A 13,395-nucleotide genomic window follows, 5' to 3' on the forward strand; every position below is an offset into this window, starting at 1 on the left:
TCCTATACCTTGTTAAGGTGTGGTTAACGCTTACAAGGTTATCCTAACACAGGATTCCTACTTTGTCTATTGGTTAAACAAAGTTATTGCTTTACAACTTTTTCAAATCCGGTGACACCTGCTTTTAGGGCTATTTCTACAAAAGATCAACACATCTCTGTTTAGCTCACTGCCTAGAATTCCTGCAATTTCATATTTAAATGTTATGACGATGGAAACCACCGAACAAAAGATTAACGCGCACCCGGGCAGCGTTACGGGCTGTTGCAATTTCCGGACTTTGCCCCTAGACTATGAGCATATCAAGTCTCCAAAACTTATCATGATCAGGAAGCAAGACTAAAAGGATGAATACACATGGCGAATATTACCGGTGATCAGGCTCTGGTCAAAAAAATAAATACTTCGATTATCCTCGATACGATACGTCAGCACGCCCCTGTCTCCCGAGCGAAAGTCTCCAAGCTAACCGGACTGAACAAGGCTACCGTCTCCAATCTCGTGCAGGAGCTGTGCAGCAACCACCTGGTCCAGGAGATCGGACCCGGCGAATCCAGCGGCGGCAGGAAGCCGCAGCTGCTGCTGTTTAACGGACAAGCCGGTTATGCCGTCGGCGTTGAGCTGCGCGTCAAGCAAATGACCGCCGTGCTTACAGATCTGGAAGGCAAGATCCTTGCCGAAGAAGATACCGCCCTTGTAGGGCATGACGTGGAATCGGTGACGCGGCTGATGGTTGGTCTGATTCATGGCCTGATGCGGCAGACCCCTCCCTCCCCGTACGGGATCATCGGGATCGGCGTAGGCGTCCCTGGAATGGTGGACGGTGACGGCACCGTCCTCTTCGCTCCCAACCTGGGATGGGACATGGTGCCGCTGCAGAAGCAGCTAGAGGACGAGCTCGGACTTCCCGTAACCATCGACAATGAAGCAAACGCGGGTGCCCAGGGCGAGCTGCGCTTCGGAGCTGGCCGGGACGCCCGCCATCTCCTCTATATCAGTGCCGGCAGCGGTATCGGCTCCGGCATCATCATCAATGGCGAGCTCTATAAGGGGGCCCGCGGATACGCTGGCGAGAGCGGCCATATGTCCATCGATGCCGATGGACTGGAATGCACCTGCGGCAACCGCGGCTGCTGGGAGCTGTATGCCTCGGAGAAATCCTACGACAGCAAAGGCGCCGCTCTCCCGTCCAGGCGGACATCCGAGCTGATTCACCATGCAGAGCGAGGCCATGAGGAGACTATCCGGCATTTTGAAGAGCTTGGACGTTATCTCGGTATCGGCATTACCAATCTTGTCAACGGATTCAATCCGCAATCGGTCATTATCGGCGGTCCGCTGTCCGACGCACGGGCTTGGATTGAGGATACGCTGCGACAGGTCGTTGCCCAGCGCACGCTTCCTTACCACCGTGAGCTGATGGAGATTCGGTTTGCCGAGCTGGGCAGCCGCTCCACCCTGATCGGCGCGGCTTACTCCGCCATCTCGCAGTTTCTGGGGCCAGTGCGAGTCTCCATGCCGATTCATTAAAATTGACGATATTTTGTCGTAATTAACACCCTGCATATTAAGGAAAATCCCGCGATTTTCCGCTATAATTAATCTCGTCCTGCAATTTAAATCACGCTTCTCCTCGTGGAGATGCCGTGTGATCGTTATACTAAAGGGAGAGGAAACGCTCAAATGACCTATGTAAGCACTGCGGAAATATCGGCGGAAATGTTTGTGACCGTATTGCTGTGTCTCCTAGTTATCGCACCTTTGTTCAGTCTCGCCATCATGCGTTTTTTTCAAGGCAAGAAAAAAGCCGGCTTCATTCTCCTCGGCTCCGGCGTAGCAGCTTACGTCGTATTCCAGATCATCATGAGTCTGTTTTTTAACAAGTGAACACGATCTGAGCGAACGTCAGCAGCATATCTCGGCAACAAAAAAAAGCTCCTTCCCGGAAATCGGGGAAGGAGCTTTTTATCATAAGCAAGCAATAGGCTTGCCATAATGCTGATTAGATTACGCTTCGGGGTTCAACGCTTTGTTGAACTGGAGCTTATTCATGCCAAGAATGCGGTGCTCGCCGATGATCGTGAGCGGTACTGCGCGAACGCCCATATCCCATACTTGCTGCGCGAATTCGTCGTTTTGCTCGATGTTGCGCTCTTCAAATTCGATGCCTTGATCGGACAAGAAGCCTTTTACTTGTTTGCAGTGCGGGCAGTTGTTCGAAGTATATACAATCACATTTTCCATGGTTGATCAGTCTCCTCTACTCATGATTAGGCTCTGATTAAAGCCCGTTCGATCTCTATCTATCAGTTTACAACACAACAGCGTTGTGTTCCAAGCTCTCGATATATTTCTCCGCATCCATAGCTGCCATACAGCCGCTTCCTGCCGCGGTGATCGCTTGTCTGTAACGGGTATCCTGCACGTCGCCGCAAGCAAATACCCCTTGGATATTCGTCTCGGATGTTCCCGGGGTCGTTACGATATAACCGTTCGGATCCGTTGTAATGTTTCCGCCGAGGAAACCAGTGTTCGGATGATGACCGATCGCCACGAATACGCCGCTGACTGTAATCGTCTCCTCTTCGCCAGTTTCATTATTGAGTACTTTGATCCCTTTGACGCCTGTCTCGTCCGCGATGACTTCCTGCGGCGTGCGGTTCAGGGCCCATTCGATTTTCTCGTTAGCGCGGGCGCGGTCCTGCATGATTTTCGATGCACGAAGCTCCTCCCGACGGTGTACCAGTGTTACTTTGGATGCAAAGCGGGTCAGGAAGTTCGCTTCCTCCAGCGCGGAATCGCCGCCGCCGACAACAACGATCTCTTTTCCGCGGAAGAAGAATCCGTCGCATGTTGCGCAGGTACTTACACCGCGTCCTACATTATCCTGTTCTCCAGGAATGCCGAGATATTTGGCCGTTGCGCCCGTAGAGATAATCAACGTTTCGGCAACTACCTCACCCATACCGTCTACGTCCAGCTTGAACGGACGCTCTCCGAATTCCACGCTGTTCACCCAGCCTGTACGAAATTCTGCGCCAAAACGTTCAGCCTGCTGACGCATATTGTCCATCAGCTCAGGACCCATGATGCCTTCGGGAAAGCCCGGAAAATTCTCAACTTCGGTTGTGGTGGTCAGCTGTCCGCCAGGTTGCGGACCTTCAATGACGAGCGGGCTCAGGTTTGCGCGAGCCAGATAGATTGCAGCCGTAAGGCCGGCAGGGCCTGTGCCTATAATAACGGATTTGTACATATCGTTTCCCTCCTATATATGGAACGCTTAATTATAATCATTATAAATTAATATTAATTATGGTTATATCGCAGCCGTCTGTCAATATGTCACATCACACCCCCTCCGAAAATATTGTTAATCCATTCTTCATAATTCGAAATGTAATCCAATATTTTGGGGAACTGAACTTCTTTCTCCCAAGAAGGCGGCAATCTTTTGGGCCCGGAAGCGTTTACTTCGCAAACAATCGTACGCGGAGAGAGGGTTATATGAATTTAAGGGCACCACAAGACTCCCCCGCTCTTTTAACGAAAGGAAGATGAATGTTTGATGAAAAAAAGGACAACCCTTGGCAGCGAGTCCTTGCATGTCGAGCCTAGCAGCGAAGAGCTTGGGAGAAATCGAGATCGTCCACGGCCATTGAGAGCCAACAAACAAGAATCCCCTTCTTCTCACGAATGAAAAGAAGGGGACTTTTAACACAAGATACAGATTCGATTAACGGTTAGTGCGCAGCAGACGAAGCCCGTTCAGTATAACCAGAATGGTGCTTCCTTCGTGACCGATGACGCCCAGCGGCAGCGCCACGCCTTGAATGAAATTGGCTGCAATCAGCGTCAAAATCACGGTGATGGCAAAGATCATATTTTGCTTCACGATACGCTGAACCCGGCGTGCAACCTTGACGGTGCCGGCAATTTCATCGATATTGTCATTCATAAGCACCGCATCCGCTACCTCCAGCGCCGTTCCGCTTCCCGAAACGCCCATGCCGATGCCGACGGTCGCAGTAGCCAGTGCCGGTGCATCGTTCACTCCGTCCCCAACCATGACCACATGGCCGTAACGGGCCCGAAGCTCCTTAATATGTGTAACTTTATCTTCCGGCAGCAAATCGGAGAACACCATGTCTACGCCGCTCTGCTTCGCAATCACGTCGGCCGTCGCCTTGCGGTCCCCCGTCAGCATCGCTACCTTGATGCCCAGCTGCTGCAGCCGTTTAACGGCCATTGCCGCTTGAGGCCGGACCGCATCCTGCAGAGCGATCATGCCCGCGATACGGTCTCCCTTCAGAATAACGGAAACCGTCTTGCCTTCGGATTCCAGCATGTTCCGGATGGACAGCCAGTGCTGGCGATTCTCTTCAAGCGCGCTCAACTCCTTTTGCGCGGAAGCTGCACCGGAATGCTGATCAATAGTCGGATGATCCAAAATATCGCTTTTCCCTATTTTCCAAGTGATTCCTTCCACTTCCGCCTGCATACCCCATCCAGTTATGGACTGTCCGTTCTCTACCTGCTGCAGCGCGGCCCCCTCTTTCTCAGCCGATTGGACAATCGCCAAGGCCAGAGGATGCTTCGACATTCTTTCGATAGAAGCACTGATGCCAAGCAGTTCATGCCGTTCCCAGCCTTCGCCAGCGATAAAATCCGTAACTACCGGCGTACCCAGCGTCAAGGTACCTGTCTTATCAAAAGCGACAACCGCCGTGCGTGCCATATTCTCGATATGGGCGCCGCCCTTGAACAATACGCCTTTTCTGGCGCGATTGGAAATCGCCGACAGCATTGCAGGCATAATGGAGGATACCAGCGCACAAGGGGAGGCAACTACGAGAAACACCATCGCTTTATAGAAGGTCGTATCCCAATCCCATCCCAGAACGGGAGTAGCCAGAACAATCAGCGCCACGGTCGCAATGACAACGACACGGGCATAAATCGATTCGAACCGCTTGATGAACCGCTGCGATTCCGGTACTTCGTTCTCCGCTTCTTCCACCAGCTTGATAATCTTGGCAAACAACGTGGATTCCGCCGACTGGGTAACCTCAATGTACAATACGCCTTCCCCGTTTAAGGTGCCTGTGAACACTTCATCGCCTACGGACTTATCGACCGGTACGGATTCCCCGGTAATCGAAGCCTGGTTGACGGAGGAGCTGCCGCGATAAATTTTGCCGTCTGCCGGAATAAGCTCGCCCGGCTTTACCAGAATCAGATCGCCGATCTCCAGCTTGTTGATGGATACCGATACCATCTCTCCCTTCTCAATGCGAAGGGCCGTTTCCGGCTGCAGCTCCATCAAGGACGAGATATCCTTGCGGCTTCTCTCCATGGTATAACTCTCAAGCGCGCCGCTGAGGGCAAAGATGAAGATCAGCATCGCGCCTTCATTCCAGTACCCGATCGCTGCAGCTCCCATAGCAGCAGCAATCATCAGCAGATTCACATCCAGATCGCGCTCCTTCAGAAGGGTCTCCACACCTTCTTTCGCTTTCACCCATCCGCCGACGGCATAGGATATCACATACAACACAACGGAGAGCGGCTCAGACCATTGGCTGGTCAGCCAAGCGATCAGCATCAACAGGCCGCTGCCCAGCGCAGCCACGACCTCCGCGTTGCTCAGCAGACTGCGTATATCCCACTTCCCAGGCTGCCGCGGCTCACGAGGATCAGCTCCATTTTCTATTGTCGATATGCGTCCAGTCGTCGTTTGACTTTGTATCCATTGCATAACCAATCACCTTCCTAGTTGAGAATGAGATCCATTATTACTACCCTTAAAATGACACATGCTGCCCCGGCTTCGCCGGAGCAGCATGCTAAATGAGAATGAGAATCATTTTTGAACTTATACAATTTATTTTCCTTCGTACAACTTTATAAGTATCATACTCACTTCATCCTCATTTGTAAACCATATTTTTCACATTTTTTAAATACTGAAGAGTACCTATTGGCGTCCCCTGTTATTGAAGATGAACCTCTATACGTAAAAAAAGCCCTTGCGTTCTCTCCGCAAGGACTTCTCTTTAATCCTTCACCTAGTTTGTTAAGCGCTCACATTCCATCACTCGACAATCGTCGAACATCTGCGGCGCATCTCCAGCCTCGCACCGGTTATTCGAATGGCTGCAATCTCTGAGGACTGACAGCACACCTCGTGTATGCCCTGTCGGTAAACCATCCGCAAATCCGTGGTAGCCACCCCATTGATCCGGAGCGTTAATTGCGGCTTCGTTCGCTTAATTCGATGGATCATCTCGGAGAAAGCCGTGCCCCTGTGTCCTGCCTCATCCGACGATCCGGAATTCTCCGTCCCCTCCGAGTCGAATACAATCACATCGGCCAAACGGGCAATTTCCGCTGCCGTCGCTGGATTCATCCCTTCTCTGAGAAGCGCCCCATAACGAATACGCACAAAACGTCTTTGATCCATAAGGGTCTGCTCTGCCACTTCTTCGATAAAATTATGAATCGATATAAAGTCATCCGCGTGTGCCGGACGTACAGCCAGGAGCTCTAATTGGCAATCCACGCCTTCCTCGCTGCACTGCTCCATAGCCCGGAACAAGGACTCCAGCTGAGCATCCTGCGCTTCACGCAACTCCATCGTGTTGGAAAGCCGGGCATCGTGCAGCAAGCTGACCGCACACCTAGCTCCAGCCGCCGCCTGAAACACCGATACCCAATAGGTCATCCACAGCATGATAAGTCTCCGCCTCAACAGGACGCTCTTCTCTGCGCTCCGCGAATTCAACCACGCCGTGTAAACCTCCTGCAGCAGGCCATGCTGCACAGCATCCTCCCCGCGTATCAGCCCGATTCCCTGAGCACCTTGACTGATATCTCGTGCAATGGATTCAGGGTCTGCGGATCGGCTCATGACTTTCAGTCTTCGGTTCCTGTCACTCCACCCCAGCAGTCGGGTCAAGGAAGGTCTGTCCGTGCCGTTATGCCGAATCCCGGAAACCCTGAGGGCTTCTTCAATATCGTCAGGCGATGCCAATAACAGCAATACCTCCTCATGGGTGACTCCTCCTGCCATTGCAAAATGCTTCAGCAGATCCGTCTCGGGAGAAATCTCGTTTGCCCCAATCTCTTCAACTCCGATGAACTCTTGATCTTCAAATCGACGCTCTCCCAATTCACTGCGTGCTCCCCATTGCCTTTCCGTCATGGTTATCCTTCTACTCCCTTTCACCTTGAATTGGATAAACGCCTCCTTACAGATTATTATGAAACATTTGGAAATATACAGCCCACGGAATAAACACCGGCTGAAAAATAACAAGACGGAACAAACCAAGCACCCTGCTCTCCTTATACCGGATAACTGCGCAAGGGTGCGGATGCCTGACTCTATCTGTTTATCCTCATTTCAAGGACTGGATAAAACCTATACAATGGAGGAATGAATCCATCCCGGAAAAAGGAGAGTAGCACATGAGAACCGATTATGACCATTGGGAACCAATCAGCGTATCGGATGCCGCTGGAATTTTTGCTGAAATCCCTGCTCGTTGGTATATCGCCGGAGGTTGGGCTTTGGATTTATATTTGGGGGAGCAGACCAGGGAACACGGCGATATCGATATCCTGATCCTGCGCGAAGAGCAGGCCGCCATTTACGCGGCATTAGCCAAAGAATGGACGCTGTACAAAGCGGATCAAGGAACCTTATCCCTCTGGGAGGAAGGCGAATATTTGCACTCGGTTGGCGATGTATGGGTAAGTCGGAATGAGGAAGCCCCCTTCTCATTCCAGATCATGCTGGTGGAGGTCGAACTGGACAGCTGGGTTTATCGCAGAGAACCATCCGTTCGAAGACCGCTCCAAGATATATCCTTAATAACAGACCAAGGAATTCCTTATCTAAAACCGGAGATACAGCTCCTGTATAAAGGAGGAAGCAAGAACATCCGTGAAAAAGACGAACGGGATTTCAGGAAGGTCCTGCCCTTCCTCGATCGACAGGCTGCAGGGTGGCTTGCCCAAGCGCTGCGGACGCAGTTTCCATCGGGTCATCCATGGCTCGACAGCATGGATACAACCCCGTAGCGGCCTTGCGACAACAAAAAAGAGCACCTTCCTCCATATACAGGAAAGTGCTCTGAGATTTATTTGAAATCCATCAGTCAGCCTTTACTCCTGACTTGCCGCGATAGCTTGACCCAGATCATACAGGATATCATCGATAGACTCGGTCCCGATCGACAGACGCAGCAATTCCGGATTTACGCCCGCCGTAAGCTGTTCGTCTTCCGTCAGCTGCTGATGCGTCGTGCTCGCCGGATGAATGATAAGCGACTTGGAATCCCCGACGTTGGCCAAGTGGGAGAACAGCTTCACATTCTCGATCACCTTCTGACCTGCCGCTGCCCCGCCTTTGATACCGAAGGTCAGGATAGCGCCTTGTCCCTTCGGCAGGTACTTCTTCGCCAACTCATACGAAGGGTGACTCGGCAGCCCTGCATAGCTCACCCATTCCACCGCCTCATGACTCTCCAAGTACTGGGCAACCTTCAGCGCATTCTCGCTATGGCGCTCCACCCGGAGATGCAGCGTTTCCAGTCCTTGCAGCAGCAGCCAGGAATTGAACGGGGACAGCGATGCGCCGATATCCCGCAGCAGCTGCACGCGCGCTTTGATGATATAAGCGATCGGGCCTACTGCCTCTGTATATACAACGCCATGATAGCTTGGATCCGGCTGCGTCAATCCTGGGAACTTGTCATTAGCCGTCCAGTCGAATTTACCGCTATCGACAATGACCCCGCCGATGGAGGTACCGTGGCCGCCGATGAATTTGGTCGCGGAATGAACGACGATATCCGCTCCAAATTCAATCGGGCGCAGCAGATACGGGCTAGGGAACGTATTGTCGACGATAAGCGGAATACCGCTCTCGTGCGCGATGGCCGCAACGGCTTCCACATCCAGCACATTCCCCTGCGGATTGCCGATCGTTTCGGCAAACACGGCCTTCGTTTTGTCATTGATCGCTTTACGGAAATTCTCAGGATCCGTGGAATCCACGAAATGCACCTTGATCCCCAGCTTCGCTAGCGTATTGGAAAATAAATTATAAGTACCGCCATACAAACTCGAGGAAGAAACAATTTCATCACCTGCGCCTGCAATGTTCAGAATGGAGAAGGTGATGGCTGCCTGCCCGGAAGATGTCGCCAGTGCACCGGCACCGCCTTCGAGCGCTGCAATCCGCTTCTCAAACACATCCGTGGTCGGGTTCATGATACGCGTGTAAATGTTGCCGAATTCTTTAAGCGCAAACAGATTCGCCGCATGCTCGCTGTCTTTGAACCCGTAGGAAGTCGTCTGATACAGAGGGACAGCGCGGGATAATGTGGTCGGATCAAGCTCCTGACCGGCATGAACCGCTAAGGTTTCAATGGAAAATTGGCGTTCTTCTGACATGGGTGTTTCCTCCCTTTTCTTCATATGGAAAGTATGATGATTTCATAATTTCTCCCATTCTCTCATACTTTCTCTCGTTTGAAAAGAGAGATAACCCACTAAATTTATCGGAATATTATAAATTCTTCTGCATGCACCCGCAAGTCACCCTTATTCCTTGTCCTCCTTATACACTCTGCCCCATCCATATCCGGCTTCCGGGGACGTATCCTCCGGCATGCCCGGCAAGATTAAACCTCCGTCTATACGGAGATTGATGCCGGTAATATAGGATGCCGCATCCGAGCAGAGCCAAGCAATCGCTTCCCCGATGTCCGACGGCGTGCCGAGCCTTCCCAGCGGGATTTTTCTGCCCAGCGGCTCGTCCTCTGCCGATTGGTCCGGCTTGTGAACGGTTGCTCCCGGTGCCACGCAGTTTACGCGGATGCCATGCGGAGCCCACTCGAGCGCCAGCGATTGGGCGGCACGTATAAGCGCTGCCTTCATACCGCCATAAATGCTGTCCTTGGGATAGGCTCTCTCCCCCCGCGAAGACGTGATGAAGATGATATTGCCCGGAATTCCCTGGGCGATCATCTCCCGAACAGCATATTTGCTAAGCAGCATCGGCGCTCGAAAATCGAGATGAACCGTCATGTCCAGCGCGTCCTCTTCAATCTCCGTGAGCTCGTCATATAGGCCGATCCCCGCATTGTTCACCAACAGATCGATCCGGCCAAACTCCTCTATCGTCTTTCGTATCGTATTCTCCGCTTCACTGCGAACGGTCAGATCGCTTTGGATAATAAGAGGCGTCTTGCCATAGATATGGCGAATATCCTCTGCCATGTCCAATATTCCATCTTTACTCGAATTGTAGGTCATCGCCAGCCGATATCCTTTTTCAGCCAGAACCTTGGCAATCCCTCGTCCGATTCCGGCGCCAGCACCCGTTACCAAAGCCACCTTCTCCATTCCTTGATTACTTACGGTTCCCATTCAACTCGCTCCCTTCTCCATCATCCATTCATGCTACGATGACGCCGCTGTTCAGCGAATACGCGCACCGTGCCTACCCTTCCTTACCCTGTTCTGAAACGGATGATTGGCTTTCGATAGATAAAGTCGGCATGACGGGCGTTCATATGGTAAATATTTGAATCCATACCGAGGTTTATACGTAGTGTATATTAATATGGCTTTCCATATACGATAAACCAAAGGAGCGTGTACGTATGAGTTCTGCGATGTGGATTATTGCGAGCGTTCTGGTCGCCGTATTCCTGATCATGATCCCTGTACAGTACCGGTATATTGCAGCGTTAAAGAAAGATCCCCGGAGGCAGGGGGTCGATCAGGAAACGTATTACAACAACATGTCGTTTCAAGAAGAACAACTCCATTACAATACGCAAGGATGGTTTTGGCCTTCCACCATGGTTGCTTCGTGGATTTATAATTGGAGGCATAAGAGCGGAAAAACGACCAAATAGTCGGCTTTAAACGGATGAAAACGCAAAAATCATCGCCCGAATGAAGGCGATGATTTTTCATGATCCAAGCTATACTCAGCCGCGTCTGGCTAAGGCGTTCATATGTAGGAAAAAGGTATCCTCCAGCGTAGGCGCCTTCTCCACAAATTCGGGACCCGGCTGCTTTTTCCCCATCAGCCTTACTCTCATGTGATGTTCCGTCATTTGAAAATGAATCAGCAGCTCCTGCGGTATCCGCTCGAAGGCTTCCAGATCGATCTCGCCTTCCCAGACGCTGGACGCCACATTCAGCTTCCACTGGGTCGGTGAACCGATATACCGGATGCGACCGCGGTGTATCCATATCACGGTATCCGCCGCCTCTTCCCATTCGTTCAGCTCGTGGGCGGCCACGATCACCATTCGGCCCCTGGCGTACTTGGTCAGGTACGTGATAAGGAATTTGCGTTCCTCGGCGTCCATGCCGTTTAACGGCTCATCGAGGAATAGAAAAGAAGGAGAAGCCAGCAGCGCCTGTACGACGGCAATGCGCCGCTGCACCCCTTGCGACAAATTCTTGACCTTGCTCTTGCGAAAAGGCTCCAACCGAAAGTCCGCCATCAGCCTGTCAATGGCCTCCGGGTTATAGACGCCCTTTAACTCTGCCATATAGGTCAGCAGCTTGCCGACCTTCATATCTCCATACAGCTCGATATCCGCCGGGACATATCCGATTTGACTGCGGATTAGCGGCAAATGATCCCCTGCCCTGCGCCCGCTGTACAGGATCTCGCCTGCATCGGGCGCCTGCAGCGTGGTCAGCAGCTCGATCAAGGTGGTTTTTCCGGCGCCGTTCGCCCCGACGATGAGGTTGAGGCCGGATTGAATCTCCGCTTTGTCGATTTCAAGCCGGTACGTACCCGCCTGTCGTTCCAGTCCTTCCAGCCTAATCATTGGCCATTCTCCAGGCTCCGTTCAGCTTCAAACTGCGTCCGTAGGAAGAGACGAGCAGAATCACTCCGATAACAAGCAATGCCATGTCCGTCATCATTTTACCGCTCATCGAAACGCCGTGATCCACGATTTGTCCTTGAATCACGATCCACATGCCGTAGACCAGGACGGCCGAGATCAGTGAGACGACCATGCCTTTGCGAAACAGCATATACATCGCAGCTCCTCCCGTCACCAGCAGAATCCCCATCCACTCCAGGATAAAGGGTCCGAATAAAAAGCGGGAGGTTTCCGCCTGGATGGATCGCAGCCCGAGCGCGAGGGTACTCAGCAAGGCCATTCCGATGACGATACCGGTCACTAGCAGCAGGCGGGTATACAACACAAGAGCCGGCGGGTATGGGGTCAAGGTCTCCACGGCCCGCATCCCTTTATCCCAGGTTCGGCTGCTGAACAGCATCGATACAATCAGCAGCAGCGGGGTAATCAACGGAAAAATGCCGCCGGGCAATCCGGCAAACTGATCCAATGGATACTCCGGATCGATCAGCAGAACCAACATGCAGAATACCGCGCCTGCTGTGAGCAGAATGGATCTTTGATTCAATCGGATCTGGCTCCGGAGAATCTGTTTTAATGAGGGTGGGTCGACCTGCGGATTAAAATCCAGCTTGGGGGACTCGGGCTCAATCCTGAGCTGATTGAACTCTCCCTGAAGAGACGCAATGAGCTGCGCCGTCTCATCCGGTGACGGCGATGGAAGAGCAGCGCGTCTAAGCGGGCCGCGAAGCTCGTCTTCGAGTCTTCTCAATTCATTATCGAATGGATGATCCATGGAGATACACCTCACTTTCTTTTACTTTGCTCTGCGAATCCGGCTCTTCCGACTTGGAGCGGTTCCGTACCTGTTCCTGGGGACTCCTCTCCCGCGTCCTTCGGGACGAATGAACGGGTACCAAATCGGAATGCTCCATGGACAATGTTTTCTTCAGCTTTCTCAAGCCGTTATATAAATGCGTTTTCACCGTGCTTAAGGGGAGGTCGACCAGGTCGGCGATTTCCTGCAGCTTCAGATCATGAAAGAATCGAAGAGATATGACTTCCTGTTGTATATCGGGCAGGCTCTCCAGAGATGCTGCAATCTCAAGCGAGGTTTCCTGCCTTTCCACGAGTTCCTCCGCGCCGGGTGCAGGGTCGTATGCATCCGGCATCTCCTCACCCGCCAGACCTTCCGACCTGTAGGATGCGCTTTTCCAATAATCCTTGCACATATTCAGAGCCACGCGATAAAGCCAGGAGCGAACATGTTCCAGCGTGCCGTGCTGCTTCAGATGCCGAATGAGCCGGATAAACGTTTCCTGAACGATATCCTGGGCTTTTTGCCTGTCGGCCAGCCTCTGGGTCGTATAACTGAGCAGCGGACCATGGTACCTCGTCACCAGCATTTCAAAAGCTTCCTGGTCGCCGGCAGCCATGCGTTCGGACAGTTGCTGATCGGAAATCATGCCTTCCCCCCCCTTTCTATGTGCAT

The 13,395-nt window shown here is 52.2% G+C and carries 13 protein-coding genes; 4 read left to right on the plus strand and 9 right to left on the minus strand.

Annotated features, from left to right (window positions below; all coding sequences use genetic code 11):
- Positions 1–357 precede the first annotated feature (357 nt).
- The gene (locus MKY82_RS29385; RefSeq protein ID WP_194544609.1) at positions 358–1,530 is read left to right on the plus strand and encodes an ROK family protein; all 1,173 of its coding nucleotides are present in this window, start codon (positions 358–360) and stop codon (positions 1,528–1,530) included.
- Positions 1,531–1,683: 153 nt separating this feature from the next.
- A complete protein-coding gene (locus tag MKY82_RS29390; RefSeq protein ID WP_194544610.1) occupies positions 1,684–1,887 on the plus strand; it encodes a hypothetical protein in 204 nt (67 codons plus the stop codon).
- A 120-nt stretch (positions 1,888–2,007) separates the two neighbouring features.
- On the opposite strand, the gene MKY82_RS29395 is transcribed toward MKY82_RS29390, so the two are convergent.
- From MKY82_RS29395 to MKY82_RS29410, 4 genes are all read right to left on the minus strand, one after another.
- Positions 2,008–2,244, minus strand: coding sequence for a glutaredoxin family protein (locus tag MKY82_RS29395; protein WP_006212730.1), 237 nt, complete (start codon positions 2,242–2,244; stop codon positions 2,008–2,010).
- A gap of 67 nt (positions 2,245–2,311) precedes the next feature.
- The gene (gene trxB / locus MKY82_RS29400; protein ID WP_071219637.1) at positions 2,312–3,253 is read right to left on the minus strand and encodes a thioredoxin-disulfide reductase; all 942 of its coding nucleotides are present in this window, start codon (positions 3,251–3,253) and stop codon (positions 2,312–2,314) included.
- Between the two features lie 480 nt (positions 3,254–3,733).
- Positions 3,734–5,755 (minus strand): heavy metal translocating P-type ATPase, encoded by a 2,022-nt coding sequence (locus MKY82_RS29405; RefSeq protein ID WP_339294915.1) that lies wholly within the window; start codon positions 5,753–5,755, stop codon positions 3,734–3,736.
- Positions 5,756–6,091: 336 nt separating this feature from the next.
- On the minus strand, positions 6,092–7,201 hold the full coding sequence (locus MKY82_RS29410; RefSeq protein ID WP_339294916.1) for a PEP-utilizing enzyme, TIM barrel domain protein: 1,110 nt from the start codon (positions 7,199–7,201) through the stop codon (positions 6,092–6,094).
- Between the two features lie 266 nt (positions 7,202–7,467).
- Between MKY82_RS29410 and MKY82_RS29415 the strand changes: the two genes are divergently transcribed.
- Complete coding sequence (locus tag MKY82_RS29415; RefSeq protein ID WP_194544613.1) at positions 7,468–8,082, plus strand: hypothetical protein; 615 nt, start codon at positions 7,468–7,470, stop codon at positions 8,080–8,082.
- Positions 8,083–8,166: 84 nt separating this feature from the next.
- Here MKY82_RS29415 and MKY82_RS29420 read toward each other — a convergent pair whose 3' ends face one another.
- Complete coding sequence (locus MKY82_RS29420; RefSeq protein ID WP_194544614.1) at positions 8,167–9,459, minus strand: homocysteine synthase; 1,293 nt, start codon at positions 9,457–9,459, stop codon at positions 8,167–8,169.
- Between the two features lie 150 nt (positions 9,460–9,609).
- Positions 9,610–10,437, minus strand: a complete 828-nt coding sequence (locus tag MKY82_RS29425) for an SDR family oxidoreductase (RefSeq protein WP_194544615.1) — start codon at positions 10,435–10,437, stop codon at positions 9,610–9,612.
- Positions 10,438–10,673: 236 nt separating this feature from the next.
- Here MKY82_RS29425 and MKY82_RS29430 point away from each other — a divergent pair, with 236 nt between their 5' ends.
- Positions 10,674–10,931 carry a DUF3949 domain-containing protein gene (locus MKY82_RS29430; protein ID WP_127593924.1) on the plus strand — a complete coding sequence of 86 codons (258 nt, stop codon included), beginning with the start codon at positions 10,674–10,676 and terminating at the stop codon, positions 10,929–10,931.
- A gap of 75 nt (positions 10,932–11,006) precedes the next feature.
- On the opposite strand, the gene MKY82_RS29435 is transcribed toward MKY82_RS29430, so the two are convergent.
- The 3 genes from MKY82_RS29435 to MKY82_RS29445 are packed head-to-tail and all read right to left on the minus strand — an operon-like array spanning position 11,007 to position 13,369.
- Positions 11,007–11,864: an ABC transporter ATP-binding protein gene (locus MKY82_RS29435; protein WP_071219646.1), complete on the minus strand. Its 858-nt coding sequence runs from the start codon at positions 11,862–11,864 to the stop codon at positions 11,007–11,009.
- The gene (locus tag MKY82_RS29440; RefSeq protein ID WP_071219647.1) at positions 11,857–12,699 is read right to left on the minus strand and encodes a hypothetical protein; all 843 of its coding nucleotides are present in this window, start codon (positions 12,697–12,699) and stop codon (positions 11,857–11,859) included. The genes MKY82_RS29435 and MKY82_RS29440 overlap by 8 nt, the downstream gene beginning before the upstream one ends.
- The gene (locus MKY82_RS29445; protein ID WP_071219648.1) at positions 12,680–13,369 is read right to left on the minus strand and encodes an RNA polymerase sigma factor; all 690 of its coding nucleotides are present in this window, start codon (positions 13,367–13,369) and stop codon (positions 12,680–12,682) included. The genes MKY82_RS29440 and MKY82_RS29445 overlap by 20 nt, the downstream gene beginning before the upstream one ends.
- Positions 13,370–13,395: the final 26 nt, after the last annotated feature.

This window comes from Paenibacillus sp. FSL W7-1279, assembly GCF_037969845.1.
Lineage (GTDB): Bacteria > Bacillota > Bacilli > Paenibacillales > Paenibacillaceae > Paenibacillus_AQ.